Here is a 26,714-nt window from a genome sequence, read left to right on the forward strand (position 1 = left end):
TACGAAAGATTTAGAGGAGAACCGTGGCTGAGCCCACTGGTGTCGAGACGGCCGTCGTCGAGGCCGAGCTGGAGGACCTCTCCAGCGAGGACTTCCCGTCCGAGTACACCACCGAGTCCGCCGCCAGCGCCGACGCGCCCGTGCGTAAGCCCGTCACCACGGGCAACTCGTACGGCACCGGCCGCCGCAAGGAGGCGATCGCCCGCGTGCGCATCGTCCCCGGCACCGGCAAGTGGACGATCAACGGTCGTTCGCTGGACGCTTACTTCCCGAACAAGGTCCACCAGCAGATCGTCAACGAGCCCTTCGTGGTGCTCGGCGCCGAGGAGGCGTTCGACGTCATCGCGCGCATCGACGGCGGCGGCGTGACCGGCCAGGCCGGCGCGCTGCGCATGGGCCTGTCCCGCGCCCTGGCGATCCTGGACGTCGAGGTCAACCGGCCGCCGCTGAAGAAGGCCGGCTTCCTCACCCGTGACGCCCGCGCCACGGAGCGGAAGAAGTACGGCCTCAAGAAGGCCCGCAAGGCTCCGCAGTACAGCAAGCGCTAAATTGGCGCGCCTTTTCGGCACCGACGGGGTGCGTGGGGTCGCCGGTCGCGACCTCACGGCGCAGCTCGCCATGGACCTCTCGGTCGCGGCGGCTCACGTCCTCGGCGATGCGGGCGCGTTCGCCGCTGCCGGCCGCAAGAGCAGGCCGGTGGCGGTCGTGGGCCGGGACCCTCGCGCCTCGGGAGAGTTTCTCGAGGCCGCGGTGGTCGCCGGCCTCGCGGCGTCCGGTGTGGACGTGCTGCGCCTCGGCGTACTGCCCACTCCCGCCGTCGCCCACCTCACCGCCGCGCTGGGCGCCGATCTCGGCGTCATGCTGTCGGCCTCGCACAACCCGGCGCCGGACAACGGCATCAAGTTCCTGGCCCGCGGCGGCTTCAAGCTGTCCGACGCGGTCGAGGACGAGATCGAACGGCGGCTGGGCGAGGACTGGAGCTTTCCCGTCGGCTCGGCAGTGGGCCGGGTGCGGGACGCCTACGGTGAGGCCAACCGGTACGTCTCCCATCTGCTGACCACGATGAAGTCCACGCTCGACGGGCTGAACATCGTGGTCGACTGCGCCCACGGCGCCGCCCACATGGTGGCCCCGGAGGCGCTGGTGCGGGCGGGCGCCAGGGTCGAGGCCATCGGCGCCAGGCCCGACGGCCTCAACATCAACGCCGGCCACGGCTCCACCCACCTGGACAAGCTCGCGCAGGTCGTCGTGTCGCGCGGGGCGGACCTGGGCGTGGCCTACGACGGCGACGCCGACCGCTGCCTGGCGATCGACCACACGGGCGCGATCGTCGACGGCGACCACATCATGGCCATCCTCGCCGCCGCCATGCACGGCGACGGCCTGCTGGCCAAGGACACCGTGGTGGCGACCGTGATGTCCAACCTGGGCTTCAAGCTGGCCATGCGCGAGGCGGGCATCACCGTGGTGGAGACCGCGGTGGGCGACCGCTACGTGCTGGAGCGGATGAAGTCCGACGGCTTCAACCTGGGCGGGGAGCAGTCGGGCCACGTCATCATGCTCGACCACGCCACCACCGGCGACGGTCTGCTCACCTCGCTCCACCTGCTGGGCGTGGTGGCCAGGTCAGGTGTGCCGCTGAAGGAGCTGGCCGCGGTGATGACGCCGCTGCCGCAGATCCTGATCAACGTCAAGGACGTGGACAAGGGCAAGGCCGCCGCCCCCGAGCTGCTGGCCGCCGTCGCCGAGGCGGAGGTCGAGCTGGGGGAGACGGGCCGGGTCCTGATCAGGCCGAGCGGCACCGAGCCGATGATCCGGGTCATGGTCGAGGCCGCGTCGGAGGAGCACGCCACCCAGGTGGCCGGCCGCCTCGCCGACGTGGTCCGCACGGCCTGCGTCTGAGCGACGCTTCGCGAACGGCCCGCGGGGGGAACCCCGCGGGCCGTTCGTTCATTCGTCCCCGGTGAGCGAGAAGACCCGCAGCCGCTGCCCCGCCCAGAAGACGCCGACCACCGTGACGACGATCAGGGCGGGTACGGCGAAGCTCAGGGCGACGTCCGCCTCGACGAAGGCGGAGTCGGAGATCTGCTTGGCTATCGTCTGGCCCCACTGCTGGATCGAGAACTTGCGGGCGCCCTCGATGAAGCCGCCCACCACGCTCTCCCAGACGAGGGCGTAGATGATGCCGATCGTGACCGCGTGCCGGGTGACGACGCCCAGGAGGAGGAAGACGGCGGCGTACGCGATGCCGGCCACCAGCGCTCCCAGCGCGAAGCCCGGGGCGATGCCGTCCTCGTTGCCGGCCAGGATCCAGGCCGCCACGTAGGTGGGCACGGCGCCGAACACGGCCATCAGCGAGGCCGCCACCAGGAACTTCGTCCGGACGATGACCGGGCGGGAGATCGGCTTGGACATCAGGTGGATGATCGTGCCGTCGTCGATCTCCGGGGCGATGACGCCCGTGCCGGCGATCAGGCCCAGCAGGGGGAGCATGGTGCCGATGGCGAACTTCTGCATCAGCTCCACGGCCGCGCTCTGGTCGCCCCCGCCGAGCACGCGGAAGAGCACGGCCAGCCCGATCAGGGCGAGCGGCAGCAGCAGGAGCAGGATGATACGGCGTCGCCCGAGCAAGGCCCGGTAGGTGATGCCCGCAACCACTGTGTTCATCAGGTGCTCCTGGTGATGAGGTAGGAGAAGACGCTCTCCAGGTCCTCGTCCGCCGGGGAGACCTGGTGCAGGTGTACGCCCTCCGCCTGGGCCACCCGGGGCAGGAGCCAGGTGAAGCGGCGGAACTCGGCGGCCTGGACCTCCAGGCCGTCGGGGCGGAGGGTGATGCCGCCCGTCGAGTGGTCGCGGATGAGGGCGGCGGCGAGCTTCCTGTCGTCGCTCGAACGGATCACGAACAGGTGCGGCCGGTCGGTCATCAGGCGCCGGATCTCGCGGAAGTTGCCCGACGCCGCGTGCCGGCCCGCCACCAGCACCTCGATGTGCTGGGCGACCCGTTCGACCTCCTCCAGGATGTGGGAGCTGAACAGGATCGTCTTGCCCGCCGTGCCCATGGCGCGGATCAGGTCCATGAGGTGGAGGCGCTGGCGCGGGTCCATACCGTTGAACGGCTCGTCGAGCAGGAGCACGGGCGGATCGTGGACGAGCGCCGCGGCCACCTTGACGCGCTGGCGCATGCCCTTGGAGTACGTCTCCACGCGCCGGTCCTTGGGCTCCTCCATCTCGACCGTGGCCAGAGCCTTGCGGGCCGCCTCGACCGGGTCGCCCAGCCCGTGGAGGCGGGCGGCCGACAGGACGAACTGCCAGCCGGTGAGGAAGCCATACACGCCCTCCCGCTCCGGGACCAGGCCGATGTTTCGGTAAATGTGGTGGTTCTTCCAGACCTGCTGGCCGTCCAGCGTGACCGACCCGCTGGACGGCGCCAGGAAGCCCGCCATCATGTGCAGGAGTGTGGACTTGCCCGCCCCGTTGGGGCCGAGCAGGCCCGTGACGCCGGGGCCGATCGTCATGGTGACGTCGTTGACCGCCACCACGTTGCCGTACCAGCGGGAAACCTGAGACAGCTCGACCTTCACCGCGCGGCCGCCTTCCTGTAGCGCAGCGCGAGGGCGCCCAGGGCGAGCGCCACCAGCACCACGAAGATCGCGGCCGAGGCGGGGCCGCTCGGATAGTCCCCTTCGGGGATGTGCGGCGGGGTGTCGAACAGCCAGGACTGTACGGAGTCCACCAGGAAGAACGGGTTGGCCAGCCAGGCCCAGGCGGCGGCGGCCTCGTTGCCCGAGGTGTAGAGGGACCCGTAGATCAGCGGGACCGATGCCCACGACAGCAGGTAGACGGCGATCACGGAGGCCACCCCGAGCCCGCGCCGCGGCGTGAACGAGGCCAGCGCCAGCCCGAACGACGACAGCAGCACGGCCAGCAGCAGGGCCATGAGGACGGAGCCGAGGTATTCGCCGGTGGCCGGCGGCCCGGGCATGTCCACCACCAGCTCGCCGGCGTAGATCACCGTCAGGGGCACCGCCACCAGCAGGAAGAGCGCCGCGGTCATCGCCGTGACCTTGGCGCCCACGTACTCGGCGATCGAGACGGGACGCGACAGGTAGAGCGGCAGCACGCGGTAGCGCAGGTCGGGCGCGACCACGGTGGGCGCCTGCGCGGCCAGGAAGACCGCGACGACGGCCTGCATGATGACGGCGAAGCCGCTGTAGGGGAGGATGCGCTGCTTGGCCAGGGCCATCGTGGCGACGGCCACGACCGCGGGCAGGAGCATGATGACGAAGAGGGAGAACGGCATGATCTTGCTGCGGGCCGTGCGCCCGAGGCCGAAGATGCCGCGCAGGCTGTGGACGGTCAGCGCCCGGGTCGAGTAGGCGCGGCCGAGCCGCGGCCCGTCGTAGTGGCGGTAGCCGATGTCGTAGATCTCAGACACCCGCCACCTCCTCCCTGAAGACGTCCTCGATGCGGTGACGTCCCTGTTCGAGGCGGATGAGGCAGAGGTCCAGCTCGACGGCGGCGTCCCGGATCGCGTCGTACGTCTCGGGCCCGAGGACCTTGACCACCAGCAGGCGGCCCTGCTGCGAGACCGTCTGCCCGGTCTCGGCCAGCCGGGCGGCCAGCGGCTCCAGCCCCTCCTCGACCTCGACCGTGACGCTCTGCGTGGCCTGGGTGAACTCGCCGATCGCGGACGAGCGCAGCAGCCGCCCGGAGTCGATGACGATCACGTGGTCGCAGATGCGCTCCAGCTCGCCCAGCAGGTGGGAGGTGACCAGCACGCTGATGCCGAACTCGGTGCCGATGCGCCTGATCAGCGTCAGCATCTCGTCGCGGCCGCGCGGGTCGAGGCCGTTGGTGGGCTCGTCCAGGAAGACCAGCTTGGGGTCGTGTACCAGGGCCTGGGCCAGCTTGACGCGCTGCTTCATGCCCGTGGAGTAGCCCCCGACGGCACGGTAGCGCTCTTCGGCCAGGCCCACGTGGCGCAGCACGTCGGCGGCCCGCTCGCGCGCGGCGGTGCGCGGCAGGCCGGACATCTGTGCGAGGTGGACGACCAGCTCGGTGGCAGAGACGTCGGGCGGGAGGCATTCGTGCTCGGGCATGTAGCCGACGAGCCGGCGGATCTCGGCGCCCTGCGCGGTCACGTCCAGATCGAGCACCTTGGCCGCGCCGCCGGTGGGCGGCAGCAGGCCGAGCAGGATCTTGAGCAGCGTCGACTTGCCCGCGCCGTTCGCCCCCACCAGACCGGTGACGCCGGGCCCCACGGCGACCGTGAGCTGGTCGACCGCGGTGACGGTGGGGAAGCGTTTGGTCAGCCCCTCGGTGGCGAGGATGTGCATGTGCCCGACCGTACCCGGCGGGGCCGGGCCGCCGCCTCGTTCAGACGGATGAACGCCGTCCTACTTGAGGCCAGAATTTCCGCTGGACCAGCAGCGTGGCCGTGCCCGCGATGACCATGCCGAGGATGTTGACGGCGAGCTGCGAGACCGAGGCGTAGACCTCTGCCCAGTGGCCCAGCGCCAGCGCGACGGCGACGTAGCCGGCCGCGGGCACCGTGGTGACCGAGATGAAGACGCCGACCAGGGCCGACGACTTGCCCGCCGTGACCGACAGCACCCCCGCCGCGCCCGCGAGCAGCGCCACGATGAACGACCACCGGTCCGGCTTGACGATGAACTGGACCTCCGCGTTCGTGGTGAGGTTGCCGACGTCGATCCAGCCCAGCCAGTTCGAGACGAGCGCGCAGGCGAAGGTGATCGCGATCGCCACCGTGAACCCGATGACCAGCGTCTTCAGCGAGGTGATGACCAGGTGCCAGGTGCCGCGCAGCAGGCCGAAGCAGATGGCCGCGACCGCCCCGAACTCCGGCCCGAGCACCATCGCGCCGACGATCAGGATGGGGGAGTTCTGCAGGATGCCGATGCCCGCGAGCTGCGTGGCGATGGCCAGGAAGGCAAGGTACGCCCACGTCATGCGGGAGTCGGCGTGCACCCGGTGCGCGAGCTCCTCCCAGACCACGGCGTCGTCGGGATCGCCGGGCGCCTCCTCGACCGCGTCGGTGGCGACCCTGGACAGCGACAGATCGACCTGCTCGATGGCGATGGAGCCCTCGGTCTCCAGCCACTTGAGCCGGTCCAGCACCTCGTTGGCCGACTCGCGCGCCGCGTCGCAGAGGATCACGTCGCCCGCCGGCTCGCGGGCCACGCCCGGCAGGACGACGATGTTGGTGACGCCCGGGCAGTCCTCCAGCACCGTCGTCGCCTCGTCGGTCCGCGCGGGCGGGCTGATCAGTCGCAGATGTAGCACAGAGGCCATTGTCGTCTATCGGACGTTGATGGTGTTTTGACACAGGTGCGTGAGGCTGACGCGCATGATCCGATACCGATGTCACGACCATGGTGAGGAGTGCTGGTTCGCCGCGGTGGACGACCAGGAGTGCGGGGGCAGGTTCGCCCGTTACCTGTTCGAGGAGGTGCTCAGGTCTGGCGGAGCCGTACCCGCCGTACCGAGTGGTCGGCGCCCTTCTTGAGCACGAGGTCGGCCCGGCCCCTTGTGGGGGCGATGTTCTCGACCAGGTTGCGCTCGTTGATGTCGCGCCAGACGTTGACCGCGAAGGCCGTGGCCTCCTCGTAGGAGAGCTCCGCGATGTACCGGAAGTACGACTTCGGGTCCTCGAAGGCGGTGCGGCGGAGCTTGTGGAAGCGGTCGACGTACCAGGTGCGGATGTCCTCGACCTTGGCGTCCACGTAGATGGAGAAGTCGAAGTAGTCGTTGACCGCGAGGGACGTGGGCGGGGCCGGCTGGAGGACGTTGAGCCCCTCGATGATCAAGATATCCGGACTTTTCACGACTTGGCTTGCGCCGGGGACGATGTCGTACTCCAGGTGGCTGTAGATCGGCGCGCGCACCTCCGCCGCCCCGGCCTTCACCTCCGCCACGAACCTGACCAGCGCCCTGCGGTCATAGCTCTCAGGGAAGCCCTTGCGCTGCATGATCCCCTTGGCCTCCAGCACCGCGTTCGGGTAGAGGAAGCTGTCGGTGGTGATCAGCTCCACGTGCGGGTGCTCGGGCCAGCGGGCCAGCAGGGTGTGCAGGAGCCGCGCCGTCGTCGACTTGCCGACCGCGACGCTGCCCGCGATGCCCAGGATGTACGGAATGCGCTGCTCGGGATGCCCGAGGAACGCGCTCAGCACGCTGCTGCGCTCCTTCGACCCGGTGAAATGCAGGTTCAGCAGCCGGGTCAGGGGGAGATAGATGTCGGTGACTTCAGTGAGATCGATGGGGTCGTCGACGCCGCGAAGCTCTTCCAGCTCGTCTGCGGTGAGAGTCAAGGGCGTGTTCTTGCGGAGCTCGCTCCACTGCTCCCTGCTCAGTTCCACGTAGCCGTTGTTCACCTAGGCAGCGTAGCGATGAGCGGCAAACCGGATCATGGCCGGGTGCGCGCAGCGAGATCCACAGCCTGTGGATAAACACGTGGGATTACCGAGACTCAGTTCGGGGAAGGAAGATCCGTCTTGCCGAATCACGCGTATGAACATTCGTCGGCGGCTACTGTGCAGGGCTGGGAGGTCTGATGGACCGTCGTCGCTTCATCACGAACGTGATCGCCGTCGCGGGCCCCTTCGCCGGGGTCGCGTGCGCGGGAGCGCAAGGGGGCGTCAAGCCGGTGCAGGGGGGTTACGGCCGGCTGAAGGCCGTGCCCGACCTGCGCGACGGGAAGGTGCGGCTGCACCTGCCCGAGGGGTTCAGATATCGCTCGTTCAGCGCCGCCGGCGAGAAGTTCAGCGACGGGTCGGCCGTGCCGGGCAGGCACGACGGCATGGCGGCCTTCTCCGGCCCCAAGGACAGCGCGATCCTGATCCGCAACCACGAGGTCAACGGCCCCGTCGGCGCGTTCGGCGACAAGGCCAAGGCGTACGACCCGATGGCCGGGGGCGGCACCTCCACCCTGCGCGTCACGCGCTACGGAGAGGTGATCCAGGCCGGCCCCTCGCTCAACGGCACCATGATGAACTGCTCGGGCGGCCCCATGGCGTGGCGGGCCTGGGTGAGCTGCGAGGAGACGGTCAACGGCCCCGACGTGGCCGACGACTTCTCCGGCGGCGACAACGCCAAGCTAACGCGCAAGCACGGCTACATCTTCGAGGTGCCGGTCAACCGCGCCGCGACCGCCAGGCCGATCAGGTCGGCCGGCCGGTTCCCGCACGAGTCGGTGGCCTTCGACCCCTCCACGGGCGCGCTCTACCTGACCGAGGACAACTTCTCCTTCCCCTCCGGCTTCTACCGCTACCTGCCGCCGAAGCACCCCGTCCAGGCCGGGCGGCTGCTCGACGGCGGGCGGCTGCAGATGCTGGGCGTCAAGGGCGCCAAGCGCAAGGACCTGTCCGTGGGGCAGCAGCCCGGGGCCACGTACGAGACCGTCTGGGTGGACATCGAGGACCCCGACCCGGCCTTCACCGGCAGGCCCGCCTACGACGACGCCGTCCAGGCCGTGGGCAGGCAGGGGCGCGAGGCGGGCGCGGCGATCTTCTCCCGGCTGGAGGGGTCCGTCTTCCACCAGGGGGTCGTGTACTTCGTCTCCACCCAGGGCGGGGCCACCGCGCCCGGCGACACGCCGCCCTCCGGGTTCGGCAAGGGTCGGGGGCAGGTGTGGGCGTACGAGACGTGGAGCGGGCGGCTCAGGCTCGCCTACGAGTCGCCGCGCTCGGCGGTGCTCGACCTGCCCGACAACGTGACGGCCAGCAGGCGCGGCACGCTCGTGCTGTGCGAGGACGGCGACGGCGACAACTACCTGCGCGGGCTCACGAAGTCGGGCCAGATCTTCGACTTCTGCCGCCTGGAGCCGATCCCCGACGACCCGGGTGCGGAGTTCGCGGGCTCGACGTTCGGGCCCGGCGGCCACACCCTGTACGTCAACGTCCAGGCGAAACAGGGCAGGTCATTCGCGATCTGGGGTCCGTGGGAGCGCGGGCTGTTCTGAGTACGCTGGGGTCATGATCCTTGGCATCGGCGTTGACGTCGTGGACATCGACCGCTTCGAGGCGGCGCTGGAGCGCACGCCGCAGCTCAAGGAGCGGCTGTTCACCGAGGCCGAGATGGAGCTGCCGGTGCGGTCTCTGGCCGCCAGGTTCGCCGCCAAGGAGGCCGTGGCCAAGGCGCTCGGCGCGCCCAGGGGGCTGGCCCACCTGGAGGCCGAGGTGCGCCGCGACGAGCGGGGCAAGCCCGAGCTGCGGATCACCGGCAAGGCCGCGGAGGTCGCCTACGACCTCGGGGTCAAGCGCTGGCACGTCTCGCTCAGCCACGACGCGGGCGTGGCCGTGGCCTATGTGATCGCGGAGGGATAGCTTCTGAGGCCATGAGGACTGCCTACACCGCCGACCAGATCCGGGGCGCCGAGCACGAGCTGATGGCGCGGCTGCCCGAGGGCACGCTCATGCAGCGGGCCGCCACCGGGCTCGCCGCCGTCTGCGCCGACCTCCTGGGCAGGGTCTACGGCAAACGCGTCGTGCTCCTCGTCGGCAGCGGCGACAACGGCGGTGACGCGCTCTACGCCGGCGAGCGGCTGGCCAGGCGCGGGGCGTGGGTGGGCGCCGTCCTGGCCGGGTCCAGGACGCACGAGGCCGGGCTCGCCGCGCTCAGGCAGGCCGGCGGGCGGGTCGTCGAGCGTGACGCCCTGGAGCGCGCGGACCTGATCGTCGACGGGCTCGTCGGGATCGGGGCCTCAGGGGCGCTGCGGGAGCCGTACAGGACCCTCGTCGAGGAGGCGAACGCGGCCCGCGGGCCGATCGTCGCGGTGGACGTGCCGAGCGGCGTGGACGCGAGCAGCGGCCGGGTGGAGGGCCCGGCGGTGCGGGCCCGGGTGACCGTGACCATGGGGGCGTACAAGACGGGCCTGCTCGTCGACCCCGGCGCCGAGTACGCGGGGACGGTCGAGCTGGTGGACATCGGGCTCGGCGCCCACCTGCCCGATCCCGACGTCGCGGCGCTGACCGGCGGCGACGTGGACGTCCTGCTGCCGCGGCCCGGCAACGAGTCCGACAAGTACCGCAGGGGCGTGCTGGGCGTCGCCGCGGGCAGCGACCTGTTCACCGGCGCCGCCGTGCTCGCGGTGGGCGGCGCGTTGCGGGCGGGGGCCGGCATGGTGCGGTACGCGGGGACCGGCGCGCCGGTCGCCCAGGTGCGCGCGCACTGGCCGGAGGCCGTGGTCACCGAGCTGGAGCGGCCCTCCATCGACGACGTGGGCCGGGTGCAGGCGTGGGTGCTCGGGCCGGGGCTGGGCACCGGGGAGTGGGCGCACGAGGTGGCCGCCCAGGTGCTGGCCTCCGGCGTGCCCGTGCTGATCGACGCCGACGCGCTGACGCTGGTGGCCCGCGACCGCGGGCTGCTGCGGCGGTCGGCGCCCGTCCTGATCACGCCGCACGCCGGCGAGCTGGCGCGGCTCATCCGCGCCGACCGGGAGGACATCGAGGCCGCCCGGCTGGAACACGTCCGCCGGGCCGCGGCCGAGCTGGGCGTCACCGTGCTGCTCAAGGGCTCCACCACGGTGGTGGCCGAGGAGTCGCGGCCGGTCCGGGTCAACGTCACGGGCACGTCCTGGCTGGCCACCGGGGGGACCGGCGACGTGCTGGCGGGAGTGGCAGGGGCGCTGCTCGCCCAGGGGCTGAGCTGCTACGACGCGGCGTCCTGCGGGGCGTTCCTGCACGGGCTCGCCGGGCGGCGGGCCGCAGAGGGAGCGCCGCTGACCGCGGCCGACGTGGCCGCGGCGGTGCCGGCCGCCATCCGCGCGGTGACCGGCGGGGGCCGCTCGTCGTAGGGGCGGGGGCGGAAATCGCGCTCGACCACCCGCGTGAGCTGCCACACTGGAGGGATGTACTCCTCGATGGCCACACCGGCGCAGGCGCGGGTCGATCTGGCCGCGATCAGGCACAACGTGGCCCTGCTCAAGGAGCGGGCCGGCGGTGCGGAGCTGATGGGCGCCGTCAAGGCCGACGCGTACGGGCACGGGCTGGTGCCGGCGTCCGAGGCCGTGATCGAGGGAGGCGCGAGCCGGCTGGGCACCGCGTTCGTCCGGGAGGCGCTCGAGCTGCGCGCGGGCGGGGTGACCGCGCCGATCCTGTCGTGGCTCATCACCCCGGGCGAGCCGCTGGACGAGGCTCTGGACAAGGACATCGAGCTGTCGGCCTCCGACGCGGGGCTGCTCGGCGAGATCGAGGCCGCCGCCCGCCGCACGGGGCGCACGGCCAGGCTCCACCTGGAGGCCGACACCGGCATGAGCAGGGGCGGCTCGCCGCTGGCCGCCTGGCAGGGGCTCGTCGACGCGGCGCTGAAGCTCCAGGCCGAGGGCGTCGTCGAGATCGTCGGCCTCTGGTCCCACCTCGCCTGCGCCGACATCCCCGGCCACCCGTCGATCGAGCAGCAGCAGGAGGCCTACCGCACGGCGCTGAAGCTGGCCGAGCGGGCCGGCGCTGCGGGCTCCCACGTGATCAGGCACCTGGCCAACTCCGCGGCCACCGTGACGCTTCCCGAGGCCCGCTACGACCTGGTCAGGCCCGGCATCGCGATGTACGGCCTGAGCCCCATCCCCGAGCTGGGCGACTTCGGGCTCAGGCCCGCGATGACGCTCGTGGCGCAGGCCGGGCTGGTCAAGCGGGTTCCGCAGGGCTCGGGCGTGTCATACGCTCACCTGTACGTCACCGACCGCGAGACCACGCTCGGCCTCGTGCCGCTCGGATACGCCGACGGGATCCTCAGGCACGCGACGGGGCGTGCCGAGGTGCTGGCCGGCGGGCGGCGCAGGTTGATCGCGGGCCGGGTGTGCATGGACCAGTTCATGATCGACATGGGCGACGACGCCCTGTCGGCGGGCGACGAGGTCGTGCTGTTCGGGCCCGGTGACGGGGGCGAGCCGACCGCTCAGGAGTGGGCGGATACTCTCGGCACGATCACGCATGAGATCGTGACCAGGATCGGGTCGCGCGTGCCGCGGGTCCACGAGCACAGGCGCTCGGGGTGACGACGGGCACCTCGCGGCCGGCATGAGCGGAGAAGGATCGGGGAGATGACGACGACAACACGGCGCAGGGTAGGCATCGCCGGCGCGCTCGTCGGTGCGGCTTCCGCCGGCGTCGCGGCGGCGGCGCTGGCCAAGCGGTACGCGGTCGGCCGGATCAGGCTGCGCCCCGACACCGAGGCCAGCGAGCCGTTCGGCGAGCTGCGGGGCAGGGAGCGCACGCTCGTCACCTCCGACGAGAAGGCGCTGCACGTCGAGATCGACGGGCCAGAAGATGCCGAGCTGACCGTCGTCTTCTGTCACGGCTACTGCCTCAGCCTGGAGTCCTGGCACTACCAGCGCAAGGATCTGCGCGAAAACTACCGCCTGGTGCTGTGGGACCAGCGCTCGCACGGGCGCTCGCAGCGCGCGGGCGCCGACGGCAGCACGATCGACCGGCTGGGCGCCGACCTGGCCGAGGTGATCGAGCGGTTCGTGCCGGGCCCGTGCGTGCTGGTGGGCCACTCCATGGGCGGCATGACGATCATGGCGCTGGCCGACAGCCACCCCGAGCTGTTCGCGGACAAGATCCGCGGCGTGGCGCTCATCGCGACCTCGGCGGGCAAGCTGGCCGAGCTCACGCTGGGCCTGCCCGCGATGGTGTCCAAGGCGGTGCACAAGATCGCCCCGTCCACGGTCTCGATCCTGGGCAAGGGCGGCGCCCTGGTCGACCGCACCCGCAGCGCGGGCAGCGACATCGCGTTCCTGATGACCCGCTACATGGGCTTCGGCGACTCCAAGAACGTCAGCCCGACCGTGGTCGACTTCGCCGAGTCGATGATCAGGGCCACGCCGACCGAGGTGGTCGCCGACTTCTACCCCGCGCTGATGAACCACGACAAGCTCTCCGCGCTCGACGTCCTCGACCCGGTGCCGACCGCGATCATGGTGGGCGAGCGCGACTGGCTCACCCCGCCCGAGCACAGCAGGGCCATCGCCGCCGCGCTGCCCAAGGCGCAGTTCACCGAGGTGCCCGACACCTCCCACCTCATCCAGCTGGAGCGGCCGGGCGCCGTCAACGACGCGCTGCGCGACCTGATCAAAAGGGTGGAGATGCAGTGAGGCTCGCGACCGCCGAGGACATGCGCGCCTACGGCGCCCGCCTGGCCGGGCTGCTGCGCGCCGGAGACCTGCTCGTCCTGTCGGGCGCGCTCGGCGCCGGCAAGACCACGCTGGTGCAGGGCATCGCCGAAGGGCTCAAAGTACGCGGCCCGATCACCTCGCCCACGTTCGTGATCGCCCGGGTGCACCCGTCGCTGCGCCAGGGGCCGCCGCTCGTGCACGTGGACGCCTACCGGCTCGGCGGCGACCTGGAGGTCGACGACCTCGACCTGGACGCCTCCCTGGAAGACTCCGTCACCGTCGTGGAGTGGGGCGAGGGGCTGGTCGAGGGGCTGGCCGAGGACCGGCTGGAGATCCACATCGACCGCGAGGCGGGCGAGGAGGCCCGCCTTGTCACCCTGCGCGGCGTGGGTCCGCGATGGGCCGACACGCCGTCTGAGCCGGTAGAAGACTAAAACCGCCGTCAATTTTCGGCAATACTGGCACCCTTGACGTACCAGGCCAAAGATATAAATCATGATCGTTGGTCAGGGATTGGCCCAGATTTTCTGGGTATCAGGAGGGGCGACATCCATATTTCTGATGGATGCTGGGTCGTAGGACGGCGGAGTGGGGTGCGGCCGGTGCTCAGGGTCAGGCGAGTCGCGTATGCGGGAGCCATCGTCATGGTCGGTCTGACCGGCTGCACGGCCTCAGCCGAGACAAATCCAACAGGCACAGCCACGCCCACCACCACAGCCAGCGGCACCGCCGCCCCGACCGCGACCGCCACGGGCAGCCCGCGGCCCACGACCACCAGGCAGACCATCTCGGTCCAGCTCAACCCCGACCGCGTCACCGCGGGGGAGACCTCCAAGGTGTGGATCCTGGCCAACTGCCCCGTGCCGACCGGCGGCCCGGCGCACACCGGCACCGGGACCTCGCGGGCGTTCGTCAACGGCGTCGTGCTCAACCCGGTCGCCGGGGCCTCGGCGACCCCCACCGCGACCGCCACGCCCGCCAACGGCTCGCCCTGGGTGCGCGGCGAGGCGCAGGTCTCGGGAACGGTCCGGCGCGGCTCCTACCGCGTCGACGTCAAGTGCGACGGCACCAACGACATGGGCCGCGCCACCCTCAGGGTCGCCGCGGAAGAGGCCGTGCCGTCCACCGTGCCGAGCAAGGCGCCCAAGGCGGGCGGCGGCGGCACGTACGGGATGGACGCGAGCGACGACTCCTCGATCCCGTTCGGCCCCGCGGGCGTGCTGGTCGGCCTCGCCCTGGTCGCGGGCATCGGCTTCGCGGTCAAGCGCCGCAAGGCGTAGCGATGGCCCGCCCTGGACGGGTGGTGCTCGCCGGCGCCGCAACGGGCCTGCTGCTGGTCGCGTTCGGCAAGGGCATGCAGACCGGCACCACGCCCACCGCGTCGATCGTGCCCGAGAGCATCGACATCCCCTCGATCGACGTCGACGCACCGCTCATGAAGCTCGGGTTGTCGAAGGACGGCGAGGTCGAGCTGCCCCCGTACGAGAAGCCGAAGGTGGCCGGCTGGTACACCGGCAGCGCCGTGCCCGGCGAGAAGGGCGCCTCGGTGATCATCGGCCACGTCGACACCAAGACCGCCCCCGCCGTGTTCTACAAGCTCAGGCAGTTACGCAAGGGCGAGACCGTCAAGGTCGAGCGCAGTGACGGCAAGGTCGTGAGCTTCAAGGTCGACCACATCGAGCAGGTGCACAAGGACAGCTTCCCCACCAGGCGCGTCTACCTGGAGGACGGGCTCAAGCTGGTCACCTGCGGCGGCAAGTTCGACTACGCCAAGGGCGAATACCTGGACAACATCATCGTGTACGCCTCCCGCGCCTGAAAAACGGTTTGCGCTCCCTTTCCCCTCGTCCAGGATCATGGACGAGTGAGTGTGAACACCAGCCCGCCCGCGTCGGGCGTACGCCTGCCCTGGGAGTCCGTGCACCCGCAGGTGCGCGCGGCGGTCGAGGACTTCCTCGGGGCGCGCGTGGCCGAGGCGGTCACCCAGCCCGGCGGCTTCTCGCCGGCGGCCGCGGTCCGCCTGCGCGCGGACAACGGCAGGCGCGCCTTCGTCAAGGCCATCGGCCCCGAACCGAACGCCGACAGCGTCCGCCTCTACCGCGCCGAGCTGGAGATCGCCGCCGCGCTGCCGGACTCCGTGCCCGCGCCCAGGCTGCTGACCGGCTTCGAGCTGGAGGGGTGGGTCGCGCTGGTCTTCGAGGACGTCGAGGGGGCGTCTCCCGAGCTGCCCTGGCGGCGGGACCAGCTCGACCGGGTGCTCGGCGCCGTCAGGCGGATGTCGGCCGAGCTCACCCCCGCCCCGATCGCCGCGCCGCCCATAGCCGAGGCTCTCGACTCGTCGTTCCGCGGCTGGCGCCGCCTGCTGGAGGAGGACACCGCCGGGCTCGACCCGTGGGCGCTGCGCCACCTCGACGAGCTGGCCGAGCTCGAGTCCGGCTGGGCCGCGGCGGCGGCCGGCGACACCCTGCTCCACCGCGACCTGCGGGCCGACAACATCCTGCTCAGCGGCGAGCGCGTCTACGTCGTCGACTGGCCGTGGGCCTGCGTGGGCGCGCCCTGGGTCGATCTGGTGGCCATGCTGCCGTCGGTCGGCATGCAGGGCGGGCCGATGCCGCACGAGCTGTTCACCGATCCCGACCCCGCGGTGACCGCGTTCGTCGCCGGGCTCTGCGGCTACTTCGTCCGTCACGGCCGCCTGCCGGACCCGCCGGGACTGCCCACGGTCAGGGCGTTCCAGCGGGCGCAGGGGGTGGTCGCGCTCGACTGGCTCAAGCGTCGTACGGGCTGGTCTTGACTTTTGGAGGCGGCGGGCCGTACGGCGGGTAGGCTAGACAGCCGTGCTGGTCCTGGCCTTTGATACCGCGACACCCGCCGTCACCGCCGCGCTCCACGACGGAGGGCGGGTGCTCGCCGAGCACACGACGATCGACGCCCGGCGTCACGGCGAGCTGCTCGTCCCCACCATCCAACACGTGCTGGCCGAGGCGGGCGCCGCGCTGCGCGACGTGACCGCCGTCGTGGCGGGCAGCGGCCCCGGCCCCTACACCGGGCTGCGCGTCGGGCTGATGACCGCGCAGGGGCTCGCCACCACGCTGGGCGTCCCCGCGTACGGCATCTGCACGCTCGACGCCGTCGCCTACGGCAGCGGGCTCGCCGAGCCGTTCCTGGTGGCCACCGACGCGCGGCGCAAAGAGGTGTTCTGGGCGCGCTACGCCGACATGCGCACCCGGCTCGACGGGCCCTTCGTCGACCGTCCCGCCGACGTGCCCGTGGACGGGCTGCCGGTCGTGGGCGCCGGCGCCGGGCTCTACACCGAGATCCTCGGCGAGAGCGACGCGCCCCCCTACCCCTACGCCGGGGCCCTGGCCGCGCTCGCGGCCGAGCGGCTCGCCCAGGGCACGCTGCTCGACCCGCCCCGCCCGATCTACCTGCGCAGACCCGACGCCGTCGTGCCCGGGGCGCCCAAGCGGGTGACGGCGTGAACCTCCGGCCGATGACCGAGGCCGACCTGCCGGCGGTCATGTCGATCGAGCGGGCCACTTTCCCGCTCGACGCGTGGAGCGAGGGCATGATGCGCGGCGAGCTGGCCGACATGCCGCGCTCGCGCCACTACGTGGTGGCCCTCGTGGACGGCGAGATCATCGGCTACGCCGGGCTCGCCTCCGCCTCCGACCAGGCCGACGTGCAGACCATCGCGGTGCTGGAGAAGCACCAGGGCACCGGCATCGGCGGCGCCCTGCTGACCGAGCTGCTGGCCGAGGCGGGCCGCAGGGGAGCGCGGGAGATCTTCCTGGAAGTACGCGCCGACAACCCGCGCGCGCAGGGCGTCTACCGGCATTACGGGTTCGAGGAGATCGGCACCCGCCGCCGCTACTACGACGACGGCACCGACGCGATCATGATGAGAAGGAATCTTGATGACTGACGAACCGCTGGTCCTGGGCATCGAGACCTCCTGCGACGAGACCGGCATCGGCATCGTCAGGGGCCACGCCCTGCTGGCCAACACGATCGCCTCCAGCATGGACGAGCACGCCCGCTACGGCGGCGTGGTGCCCGAGGTGGCCTCGCGCGCCCACCTGGAGGCCATGACGCCGACCGTGGAGGCCGCGCTGGCCGCGGCCGGCCTGAAGTTCTCCGACATCGACGCCATCGCCGTCACCGCCGGCCCGGGGCTGGCGGGGGCGCTGCTGGTGGGCGTGGCCGCCGCCAAGTCCTACGCGCTGGGCCTCGGCGTGCCCCTCTACGGCGTCAACCACCTGGCCGCCCACGTGGCCGTCGACCAGCTCGAACACGGGCCGCTGCCCAAGCCGTGCATCGCCCTGCTCGTGTCGGGTGGCCACTCCTCGCTGCTGCTCGTGCCCGACGTGGCCTCGGACGTGATCTCGCTCGGCTCGACGGTAGACGACGCGGCCGGCGAGGCGTTCGACAAGGTCGCGCGGGTGCTGGGGCTGCCGTTCCCCGGCGGGCCGCACATCGACCGGGCCGCGCGCGACGGCTCGGGCGCGGCGATCACGTTCCCGCGCGGCAAGATCGACGACGGGACGCTCGACTTCTCCTTCTCCGGGCTCAAGACGGCCGTGGCGCGCTGGGTCGAGGCCCGCGAGGCGTCCGGGGAGTCGATCCACGTGCCCGACGTGGCCGCCTCGTTCCAGGAGGCCGTGGTCGACGTGCTGACCCGCAAGGCGCTTCAGGCGTGCCGGAAGTACGACGTGCACGACCTGCTGATCGGGGGTGGCGTGGCGGCCAACTCGCGGCTGCGCGCGCTGGCCCAGGAGCGGTGCGACGCGGCCGGCGTACGGCTGCGTGTGCCCCGTCCCGGGCTGTGCACCGACAACGGCGCGATGGTCGCCGCCCTGGGCTCCGACCTGGTCGCGGCCGGGATCACGCCGTCGACGCTGGAGATCCCCGCCGACTCGTCGCTGCCGATCACGACCGTCCACGTGTGAGGGCCGTGCTGTCGATGACGGCACGGCCCCGGACACCGGTCCTCGGTCCTCGGTCCTCGGTCCTGACGAGTGTCAGCCCTTTGGCCCCGGGGGCTCAGTCCTTGGCCCGGGTGGGGCGCAGGAGGGCCTCGGCCAGGGCCAGCATGGTCTCCTCCAGGGCGCCCAGGCGCTTGGTGAGGTCGTCGGTCGCGGGCTGGACGATGCCGGTGACCGTCTCCGTGAGCTGGTCGCGGTCGGGACGCGCCGTGACGAGCTCGGTGAGCGCGCTCGCGGCGGCGGTCAGGCGCTCGGCCTGCTCTCCGGCGTGCGCCTGGAGCAGCTCGCTCTGACCCGCCAGGGCCTCGGGGAGGCGGCCCACGCGCTCGCTGACGGTCTCGATGCGGTCGTCGACGGACTCCAGGTGGGCGCTGGCCTGCTCGGCGCGGGTGGCCAGGCCGTTGAGGTGGGTGTCGAGGCCGTTGAAGCGGGTGTCGAGGCCGTCGAACCGGCTGCTCAGGTGCTCCTCGGCCTCGCCCAGGCGCTCGTCGACGGAGTCGATCTGGGTGTCGAGCTTGTTGAAGCGGCCCTCGTTGCGCGTGGACAGCTCGCCGAGGCGCTGGTCGGAGGCGGCCATGCGCTCGTCGAGGGCGCCGAAACGGGCGTCGATGCGTACGTCGAGCGCGTCGAACCTGTCGTCGTGGCGGCCCAGGTGGCCGTCCACCGTGCCCAGGCGCTTGTCCACGCCGCCGAGCTGGTTGTCCACGGACAGGAGCCGCTTGTCGACGCCGGCCATCCTGCCGTCGAGGCCGTCGAGCCTGGTGTCGATGTCGGCCAGGCACTCGTCGGCGGACTCCAGGCGGCTGTCGAACCCGGTGAGCCTCGAGTCGAGCCCCGTGAGCCGGCCCTCGACCCGGTCGAGCCGGGCGTCCACGCCGCTGAGGCGGGCGCTCAGGCGCTGCTCGCTCTCGCCGAGCTGGACGGCGAGGTGCCGGTCGGCCTCGTCGAGCCTGGTGGCCAGGCGCAGCTCGACGTCGGACAGGCGGCTGCCGAGCTGCTCGTCGGACTCCTTGAGGCGGCTGGCCAGCCGCTCGTCCGCCTCGACGAGGCTGGTGGCCAGGCGCTGGTCGGTCTCGTCCATCCGGGCGGTCAGCCGCAGGCCGGTCTGGTCGAGGCGGTCGGACAGCCGCTGGTCGGTCTCGTCGAGCCGGTCGGAGAGCCGCTCTTCGGTCTGGTCGAGGCGAGCCGTCAGCCGCTGGTCGCTCTCGCCGAGGCGGGCCGTCAGCCGCTGGTCGGTGTCGTCCAGGCGGGCCGTGAGGCGCTGGTCGGCTTCGTCGAGCCGGGCCGTCAGCCCCTGCTCGGTCTCGTCGAGGCGGTCGGAGAGCCGCTGGTCGGTGTCGTCGAGCCGGGCCGTGAGGCGCTGGTCGGCCTGGTCGAGCCGCGTGGTCAGCCGCTGGTCCGTCTCGTCCATCCGGACGGCGAGCTGCTTGTCCTGCGCGCTCAGCCGGGCGGTGAGGTGCTCCGACAGGTCGCCCACCGCGACCTCGACCCGGTCGGTGCGGGTGCTCAGGTCGGCCATCGACTTGTCGAGCCTGGTGAAGCGGCTCGCGGCGGCCTCCATGCTGCTGTTGAGCGTGGCCAGCGTGGCGGCGAAGTCGGACATCCCCTTCGTGAGGCCGTCCGTGGTGTCGAGCACCGTCTGCAGGCGGCTGAGCGCCTCGTCCACGCCCTCGCCCATGGTGCCCAGGTCGGCCCGCAGGCCGGGCAGGTCGGCCACCGGGGCGACGCGGGCGTCCACGTCCCCGATCCGCTCCCCGACGGCGTCCACGTGGTCGCGTACCGCCTCGACGTGCTGAGCCAGCCCCTCCGCCCACATCGGCGGCTTGGCGGTGATGTCGTCGAGCCGCCCGCTGACCGCCTGCAGCGTGCCGCTGAGGCCGCCGAGCTCGCGCTCGCGCACCTCGCGCAGCAGCCACTCCATGCCTTCGAGCCGCTGGCGGATCTCGTCCAGCACGGCCCCCTGCGTGCGCTGCTCGTACACATGATCCTGCGAGGCGCGCGCCAGCAGGTCCCGCATCCTCTCGGAGATGCCGGACTGGCCTCCTGCCTGGAGAAGGGTGGTGTGGTTGGAATGGTCCACCGAAAGCTCCTTTGGCTCGCCGACGGTCTGCCGCGCAGCGGTGGGATATAGGTCGATTTTCAGATATGCGAGCGGGAACGCGGAAAACCGCATCAGGGGAGAACTCCCGACCGCCCACCTTAGCCTCTCGATCAAGGTCCGTGAGGGGCGAAGTGAAAGATCGAGGTTAACGGCACAATGACCGGTTCAGGCAGGTGGAGAGGTGTCGCAGATGATGACCGATGGCTTATCGAGGATCCGTGTAAGAATGATAGTTGCCGATTTTTCGCCATTTAGGCGGAGATCTGAGCGAAGGCGCTCGATGTCCACTGCGGAGCCGCGCTTCTTGATGGTGACATTTCCAACTCGTCGCTCTCGGAGGGCGGCGCGCAGCTTTTTCCCTGAAAAGGGGAGAACGTCCTCTATTTCATATCTGGACGCCCATGGGGTGTCGATCGGGTCGTCACCGGTGATGTAGGCGATCATCGGGTCGAGCAGGCGTCCGTTCACGATTTCCGACACCTCGCCCACGAGGTGGGCCCGGATGGCCGCGCCGTCCGGCTCGTAGACGTACCTGCCGGCCGGGCCGACCGTGGCCTCTGCTCCCGTGGCGGTCAGCGTGTGGCCGCCGGGCAGCAGGATGGCGCGGCGCCCCGCTCCCTCCTGGCCGGTCCAGAGGGCGGCCTCCTTGACCTCGCCCTTGTACGAGACCCACTCGGCCTCGGCGCCTTCGGGGATGAACTCGTACGGGATGCCCGGGGCGACCTTGACGCACGCCCGGGAGGCTCTGGAGAGCAGGTCCAGCACCACCGGCCAGGGCGGGGAGTAGGCCATGGGGTCGAACGTCCTGCCCCGGCTCGTCCGCCTGGCCGGGTCGGCGAAGAGCACGTCGTACTCCTCCGGCCGGACCTCGGCCGCGTCCCCGACCGACACCGTCACCCTGTCGCCCAGCCCGAGCGCGTCGGCGTTGGCCCTGGCCACGGCGACGGTCAGCGGATCGGTGTCCACGGCGGCCACGGCGCAGCCGGCGCGGGCCAGCGCCAGGAAGTCGCCGCCGATGCCGCAGCAGGCGTCCACGACCCTCAACCCCCGCAGGGGCGCGTCCGTGAGGCCGAGCCCGTGCGGGGGCGCACCCGGCCCGTGCGGGGGCACATCCGCAGGGGGCGCGTCTGTGAGGAGCGCGTCTGCGGGTGGCGTGTCTGCGGGGGGCGGCGTGCCCGGTCGTGGCTCGGTCAGGTGGCGGGCGCGGTGCTCGGCGACCTCCGTACGCGTGGACTGCTCCAGGCCGTGCGGCGTGAAGTACATCCGCCCCGCGTCCTCGCCGAACTTGGCCCTGGCGCGCTCCCGCAGCCCCGCCTGGGTGAGCGCCGCCGAGGTGAGCGCGGCGTCGTACGTCCTGCGCAGCCTGGTGGCGGCGGCCACCGGATCCGTGCCCACCAGCTCCACGGCCTCCGCGAGCGCGCGCTGCCCGCGCGGTGTCAGCAGCTCGTCGAAGGCGTCAAGGTCCACATCACCCGACGTTAGCGCCACGTCCCACGCGGTCGGACCATGGGCGTACCGTATCCAGAGGGGGCGGATTCAGTCTGATCGCTCTCAGCAGACGCGTTCGTGTTGACTGTCAAGCCCCTCTTGCATATGTTTCCTGTTGGCACTCTCCCCTTGAGAGTGCCAACGTGCGACGAGGCAGGTCTGACACCCGCGACGGCAGGCCCAGCTGGTCGCCTCTTCTAGATCATTCAAATCTGAAGGGGAGGTCCGATCGTGACGACCGCCACCAAGGTTCCCGTTAAGCCGCTCGGCGACCGCATTGTGGTTCAGCCGCTTGAGGCCGAGCAGACCACCGCTTCCGGCCTGGTCATCCCTGACACCGCCAAGGAGAAGCCGCAGGAGGGCAAGGTCCTCGCGGTGGGCCCGGGCAACTGGGACGAGGACGGCGACAAGCGGATTCCGCTCGACGTCTCTGAGGGCGACATCGTCCTCTACAGCAAGTACGGCGGCACCGAGGTCAAGTACGGCGGCGAGGAGTACCTCGTGCTCTCCGCCCGCGACGTTCTCGCGATCATCGAGAAGTAAGCCGGATGTGTCGAGCCCCGGGCGCTCTTGAGGGCGGCCGGGGCTTTCGACGCTAGGAGAGGACTTTCAAGCAATGGCGAAGATCCTGGAGTTCGACGAGGACGCCCGCCGCGCGCTCGAGCGCGGTGTGAACGCCCTCGCCGACGCCGTGAAGGTAACCCTCGGCCCGCGCGGCCGCAACGTCGTCATCGACAAGAAGTTCGGTGCGCCGACGATCACGAACGACGGTGTGACCATCGCTCGTGAGATCGAGCTGGAAGAGCGCTACGAAAACCTCGGCGCCCAGCTCGCCAAGGAAGTTGCCACCAAGACCAACGACATCGCGGGTGACGGCACCACCACCGCCACCGTGCTGGCCCAGGCCATGGTCCGCGAGGGCCTGCGCAACGTGGCCGCCGGCGCCTCGCCGCTGTCGCTCAAGCGCGGCATCGACAAGGCCGCCAAGGCGATCAGCGACAAGCTGCTCGACAGCGCGCGTGAGGTCGCCGACAAGAAGGAGATCGCCAACGTCGCCACGATCTCCGCTCAGGACGCGCAGATCGGCGACCTGATCGCCGAGGCGTTCGACAAGGTGGGCAAGGACGGTGTCCTCACCGTCGAAGAGTCCAACGCCATGGGCATGGAGCTCGAGTTCACCGAGGGCATGCAGTTCGACAAGGGCTACGTGTCGCAGTACATGGTGACCGACCCCGAGCGGATGGAGTCGGTCCTCGAGGACGCCTACATCCTGATCAACCAGGGCAAGATCGCCTCCATCGCGGACTTCCTGCCGCTGCTGGAGAAGATCGCCCAGACGAAGAAGCCGCTCCTCGTGATCGCCGAGGACGTCGAGGGCGAGGCCCTGGCCGTCCTGGTCACCAACAAGATCCGCGGCACCTTCACCTCCGTGGCCGTCAAGGCCCCGGGCTTCGGCGACCGCCGCAAGGCCATGCTGCAGGACATCGCCATCCTCACCGGTGGCCAGGTCGTCAGCGAGGAGGTCGGCCTCAAGCTGGAGCACGTCGGTCTCGAGGTGCTCGGCACGGCCCGCCGCGTCGTCGTCACCAAGGACAACACCACCATCGTCGACGGCGCCGGTGACGCGCAGGCCATCGAGGACCGCGTCAAGGAGATCAGGCTCGCCATCGAGCAGTCCGACTCCGACTGGGACCGCGAGAAGCTGCAGGAGCGCCTGGCCAAGCTCGCCGGCGGTGTGTGCGTGCTGCGCGTCGGCGCCGCCACCGAGGTGGAGCTGAAGGAGAAGAAGCACCGCCTCGAGGACGCGATCTCCGCGACGCGCGCCGCGATCGAGGAGGGCATCGTCTCCGGCGGTGGCTCCGCGCTGATCCACGTCTCCAAGACTCTCGACGACCTCGGCCTGACGGGCGACGAGGCCACGGGTGTCGGCGTCGTGCGCCGCGCCCTGGTCGAGCCGGCCCGCTGGATCGCCGAGAACGCCGGTCTCGAGGGCTACGTGGTGACGCACAAGGTCGCCGAGCTGGAGGCCGGCCACGGCCTCAACGCCGCGACCGGCGAATACGGCGACCTGATCGCGCAGGGCGTCATCGACCCGGTCAAGGTCACGCGTTCGGCCGTCCAGAACGCCGCGTCGATCGCGGGCATGCTCCTCACGACCGAGGCGCTCGTGGTGGACAAGCCCGAGGAGGAGGCTCCGGCCGCCGGCGCGGGCCACGGTCACGGCCACGGCCACTGACCCGTCTCTTCTCTCGTCACGGCCCGCACCCGAAAGGGTTGCGGGCCGTTCGGCGTTCCGGGGACGGCTCAGCGCAGGCCGATCGCGCTCTCCCAGAACCAGTTCCAGCGGATCTCGTCCCGGAAGCGGTTCACGCCCGCCTCGTACAGGACGCCGATCGCGCCGTTGCCGAGGAGCGCCATGTCGGAATATCCGGCGTGGTCGCCGTCGATCCTGACTCCTGCGTTGTTGGTGGAGTTGTCATAGTTCCGCCAGGTCGCGCCCTCGTCGAAGGATGAGCGCACGTTCATGCCCACCGGGTTGTTGTCGGTCTTCCGCGTGGCGGGCGCCGAGAGCAGGATCCGGGTGTAGGGGGCCTTGTCCCGCTGGCGCAGCAGGGCCGGATGGGTGGGCGGGGCGATGATCGCGCCGTCGGCCCGGAAGTCGCCGTCGAACGACTGGCCCCCGTCCGTGCTGACGCCCCGGGCCAGGCCGCGTAAGGAGGTCTGGTCGTCGGGCACGGCGCCGTTGCGGGCGATCACGAGGATGCTGCCGTCGGTCCGCTCGACGAGGGTCTGCTCGCCCAGCTTCAGCACCGACTTGTCGTAGGTCGCGGTCGCGCCGATCTGCCAGGTCGCGCCGTGGTCGTCGCTGTAGATCAGCCGTACGCTCTGCGTGTCGCCCACAGCGAAGTAGACCGGCACCACCAGGCGGCCGTCGTGGGCCGGCTGGGTCAGCTGGATGCCGTGCCCCGGCCCCGTGGCGAACCAGTCCCCGGCGCCCGCGGGCGCCTTGATGACGCCCGACAGGTCCTTCGGGCTCGACCAGGTGACGCCGTCGTCGCTGCTGACCTGGACCTTCGGCGTACGCGGCGTGGTCTGGGACGCGGTCGGCTCCGAGGTGGTGAACAGGAACACCGGCCCGGTGGAGTCGGCGACCACGGTCGCGTTCCCCTGCAGGGCCGCTCCGGCCGTACTCGGCAGGACGACCCTGCTCGCCTCCCAGGTGAGGCCGTTGTCGGTCGAGCGCCGCATGACGACGTCGAACGCGCCGTGGTCGGCGCAGTTGTTCTGGTTGCGCCGCTCGGCGAAGGCGAGCAGCACGTCGTTGCTGGTCTTCACGACCGCCGGCAGCCGGTAGCAGGTGGCTCCCTGCGATCCGGTGGCGGGGATCGACTTCCACAGGGTCTGCGTGTGGAAGACGTACGTGGGCGCCTGTGCGGCCGCCGCGGGTGACGCGCTGAGCGCCACGGCCAGGATCGCTCCGGCGGCCGCGGTAAACGTCCGAAATGTACGCATCAATGCCTCCATTTACGCGTTCGCGGCCATGATCGTCTCATCGGTCGTTCCCCTGATCCACCGCCTTCTGAAGGTCGGCGTCGCCGTTGCGGTGCGGCTCGAACGGGCGGGAGTCTTCGGTGCTCGGTACCAAGCCGGTGAGCGCCAACCGGAGCGCCCCCTTTTACGGCCCGCTCCGCGATCTCGTCACGATCACGCTCGGCCCGGCCCAGGTGCTCGCCGAGGAGCCGGCGAGCGTCGGTGGCATGGAAAAGGCCGCGGTCTTCGGCTCGCGGGCGGCCCGGATGCGTGGAGAGCCCGGCCTGGGTGGCGTGCAGGGCTCCTTCAGCGCTTACGTCCCTCGCCCTCGGCCGGTTTGGGGGGCCTTGTTGGCTGGGCCCGGCCAGCCGTGGAGTCGAGCGGTCGCGCTCGCCGTGATGGCTGCTCTCCGCCGAAACGGCCGGTGGTCGGCTGTGGTGATCGGGGTCGTGTCCGAGGGGTGCGGGGACCGGCGGGGCCCCGCCTGGGGGTGTGGGGGCTTGCCCCCGCAGGGCGCTGCCCGAGCGCTGCATAGCGCGGAGCGCGTCGCGGATGCGAGGGCCGGGCCGCCTTGGGCTTCCAGGGAGCCCTGGGTGGGCGGTTGGGGGGAAGTGGGTGGAAAAGGTGGATTATTGGAGTAAACCGGCAGTGGGTGATAAGCGTCCGCGATCTGACAATTGTCGTGCATTCCAGGTTATGGGATGAAACATTATGTCACTAGTTAAGCCTTAGTGTGGTCATTTGATTACTGCCCGTTATCGTCGCTTCAATGTGACCAATCCGTAGCCGTTCGCCATGACGACAGGCCGGATCAGTGCGGGCATCATGCCTATCGTGAGCGAGGGAAGCGTCGCCGACGCCAAAATTGGGGTAAGGCTCGCGTCGAGACTTCCGGCACGGACGGATGACTCCGACCTTAGGGAACTGACGAGCCTCGCCGTGCAGGGAGATCGCAGTGCGATCGAATCCCTGCTCGGTGAGTTGCGTCCGATGGTGGTGCGGTATTGCCGCGCCCGGCTGGGCAGGGTTTCAGGGCAATATCACATTGCCGATGACGTAGCCCAGGAGGTGTGCATCGCGGTCCTGTCCGCGCTGCCGCGATACCGCGACATGGGGCGGCCGTTCGCCTCCTTCGTGTTCGGGATCGCCTCGCACAAAGTGGCCGACGCGCTACGGAGTTCCGTGCGCTCGGCCGTACCGACTCAGGATCTGCCCGATGGGCCGGACGACGGGCCGGGGCCCGAGGAGACCGTGGTCCGCTACATCGAGGTCGAGCACGCGCGCAGGCTCCTGGCCAGATTGCCCGAGAATCAGCGCGAGTTGCTGCTGTTGCGGGTGGTGTCGGGGTTGTCTGCTGAGGAGACCGGTAATGTACTCGGTATGTCACCGGGTGCGGTTCGTGTCGCTCAGCATCGGGCGCTTGCGAGGTTGAGGCAGATGGCGGAGCTGGAGTCGGCTTGACGCCAGAGGAAGAGACCGA

The 26,714-nt window shown here is 70.9% G+C and carries 26 protein-coding genes; 17 read left to right on the top strand and 9 right to left on the bottom strand.

Translation table 11 applies throughout. From position 1 onward, the window contains the following. Nucleotides 1-23 precede the first annotated feature (23 nt). Nucleotides 24-548 (top strand): 30S ribosomal protein S9, encoded by a 525-nt coding sequence (gene rpsI / locus H4W80_RS40680; protein ID WP_192789912.1) that lies wholly within the window; start codon nt 24-26, stop codon nt 546-548. Between the two features lies 1 nt (nt 549). Continuing rightward, on the top strand, nt 550-1,902 hold the full coding sequence (gene glmM, locus H4W80_RS40685) for a phosphoglucosamine mutase (protein ID WP_192789913.1): 1,353 nt from the start codon (nt 550-552) through the stop codon (nt 1,900-1,902). A gap of 48 nt (nt 1,903-1,950) precedes the next feature. On the opposite strand, the gene H4W80_RS40690 is transcribed toward glmM, so the two are convergent. The 6 genes from H4W80_RS40690 to coaA form a co-directional block, all read right to left on the bottom strand. Then, nucleotides 1,951-2,667 carry an ABC transporter permease subunit gene (locus H4W80_RS40690; RefSeq protein WP_225963918.1) on the bottom strand — a complete coding sequence of 239 codons (717 nt, stop codon included), beginning with the start codon at nt 2,665-2,667 and terminating at the stop codon, nt 1,951-1,953. Next, nucleotides 2,667-3,581, bottom strand: a complete 915-nt coding sequence (locus H4W80_RS40695) for an ABC transporter ATP-binding protein (protein ID WP_192789914.1) — start codon at nt 3,579-3,581, stop codon at nt 2,667-2,669. The genes H4W80_RS40690 and H4W80_RS40695 overlap by 1 nt, the downstream gene beginning before the upstream one ends. Further along, the gene (locus H4W80_RS40700) at nt 3,578-4,435 is read right to left on the bottom strand and encodes an ABC transporter permease (protein WP_192789915.1); all 858 of its coding nucleotides are present in this window, start codon (nt 4,433-4,435) and stop codon (nt 3,578-3,580) included. The genes H4W80_RS40695 and H4W80_RS40700 overlap by 4 nt, the downstream gene beginning before the upstream one ends. Beyond that, nucleotides 4,428-5,336 carry an ABC transporter ATP-binding protein gene (locus tag H4W80_RS40705; RefSeq protein WP_192789916.1) on the bottom strand — a complete coding sequence of 303 codons (909 nt, stop codon included), beginning with the start codon at nt 5,334-5,336 and terminating at the stop codon, nt 4,428-4,430. The genes H4W80_RS40700 and H4W80_RS40705 overlap by 8 nt, the downstream gene beginning before the upstream one ends. Before the next feature lie 40 nt (nt 5,337-5,376). Continuing rightward, nucleotides 5,377-6,303, bottom strand: a complete 927-nt coding sequence (locus H4W80_RS40710; RefSeq protein WP_192789917.1) for a DUF389 domain-containing protein — start codon at nt 6,301-6,303, stop codon at nt 5,377-5,379. 170 nt (nt 6,304-6,473) lie between these two features. Beyond that, the gene (coaA, locus tag H4W80_RS40715; RefSeq protein ID WP_192794023.1) at nt 6,474-7,376 is read right to left on the bottom strand and encodes a type I pantothenate kinase; all 903 of its coding nucleotides are present in this window, start codon (nt 7,374-7,376) and stop codon (nt 6,474-6,476) included. A gap of 194 nt (nt 7,377-7,570) precedes the next feature. Here coaA and H4W80_RS40720 point away from each other — a divergent pair, with 194 nt between their 5' ends. From H4W80_RS40720 to tsaD, 12 genes are all read left to right on the top strand, one after another. After that, entirely contained in the window at nt 7,571-8,977 is a 1,407-nt protein-coding gene (locus H4W80_RS40720; protein ID WP_192789918.1) for an alkaline phosphatase PhoX, read from the top strand. Between the two features lie 13 nt (nt 8,978-8,990). Further along, a complete protein-coding gene (locus H4W80_RS40725; RefSeq protein WP_192789919.1) occupies nt 8,991-9,341 on the top strand; it encodes a holo-ACP synthase in 351 nt (116 codons plus the stop codon). An 11-nt stretch (nt 9,342-9,352) separates the two neighbouring features. Beyond that, complete coding sequence (locus tag H4W80_RS40730) at nt 9,353-10,810, top strand: NAD(P)H-hydrate dehydratase (protein ID WP_192789920.1); 1,458 nt, start codon at nt 9,353-9,355, stop codon at nt 10,808-10,810. A 66-nt stretch (nt 10,811-10,876) separates the two neighbouring features. Continuing rightward, nucleotides 10,877-12,010, top strand: coding sequence for an alanine racemase (gene alr / locus H4W80_RS40735; RefSeq protein ID WP_192794024.1), 1,134 nt, complete (start codon nt 10,877-10,879; stop codon nt 12,008-12,010). 45 nt (nt 12,011-12,055) lie between these two features. Then, a complete protein-coding gene (locus H4W80_RS40740; RefSeq protein ID WP_192789921.1) occupies nt 12,056-13,108 on the top strand; it encodes an alpha/beta fold hydrolase in 1,053 nt (350 codons plus the stop codon). Further along, entirely contained in the window at nt 13,105-13,563 is a 459-nt protein-coding gene (gene tsaE / locus H4W80_RS40745) for a tRNA (adenosine(37)-N6)-threonylcarbamoyltransferase complex ATPase subunit type 1 TsaE (RefSeq protein WP_318787286.1), read from the top strand. Before H4W80_RS40740 ends, tsaE begins: the two co-directional genes overlap by 4 nt. A 210-nt stretch (nt 13,564-13,773) precedes the next feature. Continuing rightward, complete coding sequence (locus H4W80_RS40750) at nt 13,774-14,409, top strand: hypothetical protein (RefSeq protein ID WP_192789922.1); 636 nt, start codon at nt 13,774-13,776, stop codon at nt 14,407-14,409. A gap of 2 nt (nt 14,410-14,411) precedes the next feature. Further along, nucleotides 14,412-14,948: a class F sortase gene (locus tag H4W80_RS40755; RefSeq protein WP_225963919.1), complete on the top strand. Its 537-nt coding sequence runs from the start codon at nt 14,412-14,414 to the stop codon at nt 14,946-14,948. A gap of 45 nt (nt 14,949-14,993) precedes the next feature. Beyond that, nucleotides 14,994-15,923 (top strand): aminoglycoside phosphotransferase family protein, encoded by a 930-nt coding sequence (locus H4W80_RS40760; protein WP_192789923.1) that lies wholly within the window; start codon nt 14,994-14,996, stop codon nt 15,921-15,923. Nucleotides 15,924-15,966: 43 nt separating this feature from the next. Next, a complete protein-coding gene (gene tsaB, locus H4W80_RS40765) occupies nt 15,967-16,611 on the top strand; it encodes a tRNA (adenosine(37)-N6)-threonylcarbamoyltransferase complex dimerization subunit type 1 TsaB (protein ID WP_192789924.1) in 645 nt (214 codons plus the stop codon). An 11-nt stretch (nt 16,612-16,622) separates the two neighbouring features. Beyond that, entirely contained in the window at nt 16,623-17,054 is a 432-nt protein-coding gene (gene rimI, locus H4W80_RS40770; protein ID WP_192789925.1) for a ribosomal protein S18-alanine N-acetyltransferase, read from the top strand. Then, nucleotides 17,047-18,078 carry a tRNA (adenosine(37)-N6)-threonylcarbamoyltransferase complex transferase subunit TsaD gene (tsaD, locus tag H4W80_RS40775; protein ID WP_192789926.1) on the top strand — a complete coding sequence of 344 codons (1,032 nt, stop codon included), beginning with the start codon at nt 17,047-17,049 and terminating at the stop codon, nt 18,076-18,078. Before rimI ends, tsaD begins: the two co-directional genes overlap by 8 nt. Nucleotides 18,079-18,172: 94 nt before the next feature. On the opposite strand, the gene H4W80_RS40780 is transcribed toward tsaD, so the two are convergent. Further along, a complete protein-coding gene (locus H4W80_RS40780) occupies nt 18,173-20,194 on the bottom strand; it encodes an apolipoprotein A1/A4/E domain-containing protein (RefSeq protein WP_192789927.1) in 2,022 nt (673 codons plus the stop codon). 186 nt (nt 20,195-20,380) lie between these two features. Then, nucleotides 20,381-21,682: a class I SAM-dependent methyltransferase gene (locus H4W80_RS40785; protein ID WP_318787287.1), complete on the bottom strand. Its 1,302-nt coding sequence runs from the start codon at nt 21,680-21,682 to the stop codon at nt 20,381-20,383. Between the two features lie 252 nt (nt 21,683-21,934). Here H4W80_RS40785 and groES point away from each other — a divergent pair, with 252 nt between their 5' ends. Together groES and groL are read left to right on the top strand one after the other, a co-directional pair. After that, on the top strand, nt 21,935-22,246 hold the full coding sequence (gene groES, locus H4W80_RS40790; protein ID WP_043623565.1) for a co-chaperone GroES: 312 nt from the start codon (nt 21,935-21,937) through the stop codon (nt 22,244-22,246). 73 nt (nt 22,247-22,319) lie between these two features. After that, nucleotides 22,320-23,939: a chaperonin GroEL gene (gene groL / locus H4W80_RS40795; RefSeq protein WP_192789928.1), complete on the top strand. Its 1,620-nt coding sequence runs from the start codon at nt 22,320-22,322 to the stop codon at nt 23,937-23,939. 68 nt (nt 23,940-24,007) lie between these two features. Here groL and H4W80_RS40800 read toward each other — a convergent pair whose 3' ends face one another. Further along, complete coding sequence (locus H4W80_RS40800) at nt 24,008-25,216, bottom strand: sialidase family protein (protein WP_192789929.1); 1,209 nt, start codon at nt 25,214-25,216, stop codon at nt 24,008-24,010. An 843-nt stretch (nt 25,217-26,059) separates the two neighbouring features. Here H4W80_RS40800 and H4W80_RS40805 point away from each other — a divergent pair. Next, nucleotides 26,060-26,695 (top strand): sigma-70 family RNA polymerase sigma factor, encoded by a 636-nt coding sequence (locus tag H4W80_RS40805; protein WP_132334441.1) that lies wholly within the window; start codon nt 26,060-26,062, stop codon nt 26,693-26,695. The last annotated feature ends 19 nt before the right edge of the window (nt 26,696-26,714 follow it).

This window comes from Nonomuraea angiospora (genome assembly GCF_014873145.1).
In the GTDB taxonomy this organism is placed as follows: Bacteria; Actinomycetota; Actinomycetes; order Streptosporangiales; family Streptosporangiaceae; genus Nonomuraea; species Nonomuraea angiospora.

What these genes read in the sequence shown, in the direction of transcription:
- H4W80_RS40750 (WP_192789922.1), top strand. Translation starts at nt 13,774, where the DNA reads ATGGTCGGTCTGACCGGCTGCACGGCCTCAGCCGAGACAAATCCAACA.
- H4W80_RS40725 (WP_192789919.1), top strand. Translation starts at nt 8,991, where the DNA reads ATGATCCTTGGCATCGGCGTTGACGTCGTGGACATCGACCGCTTCGAG.
- H4W80_RS40740 (WP_192789921.1), top strand. Translation starts at nt 12,056, where the DNA reads ATGACGACGACAACACGGCGCAGGGTAGGCATCGCCGGCGCGCTCGTC.
- H4W80_RS40730 (WP_192789920.1), top strand. Translation starts at nt 9,353, where the DNA reads ATGAGGACTGCCTACACCGCCGACCAGATCCGGGGCGCCGAGCACGAG.
- groL (WP_192789928.1), top strand. Translation starts at nt 22,320, where the DNA reads ATGGCGAAGATCCTGGAGTTCGACGAGGACGCCCGCCGCGCGCTCGAG.
- H4W80_RS40805 (WP_132334441.1), top strand. Translation starts at nt 26,060, where the DNA reads ATGCCTATCGTGAGCGAGGGAAGCGTCGCCGACGCCAAAATTGGGGTA.
- alr (WP_192794024.1), top strand. Translation starts at nt 10,877, where the DNA reads ATGGCCACACCGGCGCAGGCGCGGGTCGATCTGGCCGCGATCAGGCAC.
- H4W80_RS40800 (WP_192789929.1), bottom strand. Translation starts at nt 25,216, where the DNA reads ATGCGTACATTTCGGACGTTTACCGCGGCCGCCGGAGCGATCCTGGCC.
- tsaD (WP_192789926.1), top strand. Translation starts at nt 17,047, where the DNA reads ATGACTGACGAACCGCTGGTCCTGGGCATCGAGACCTCCTGCGACGAG.
- H4W80_RS40705 (WP_192789916.1), bottom strand. Translation starts at nt 5,336, where the DNA reads ATGCACATCCTCGCCACCGAGGGGCTGACCAAACGCTTCCCCACCGTC.
- rimI (WP_192789925.1), top strand. Translation starts at nt 16,623, where the DNA reads ATGACCGAGGCCGACCTGCCGGCGGTCATGTCGATCGAGCGGGCCACT.
- H4W80_RS40720 (WP_192789918.1), top strand. Translation starts at nt 7,571, where the DNA reads ATGGACCGTCGTCGCTTCATCACGAACGTGATCGCCGTCGCGGGCCCC.
- H4W80_RS40755 (WP_225963919.1), top strand. Translation starts at nt 14,412, where the DNA reads ATGGCCCGCCCTGGACGGGTGGTGCTCGCCGGCGCCGCAACGGGCCTG.
- H4W80_RS40690 (WP_225963918.1), bottom strand. Translation starts at nt 2,667, where the DNA reads ATGAACACAGTGGTTGCGGGCATCACCTACCGGGCCTTGCTCGGGCGA.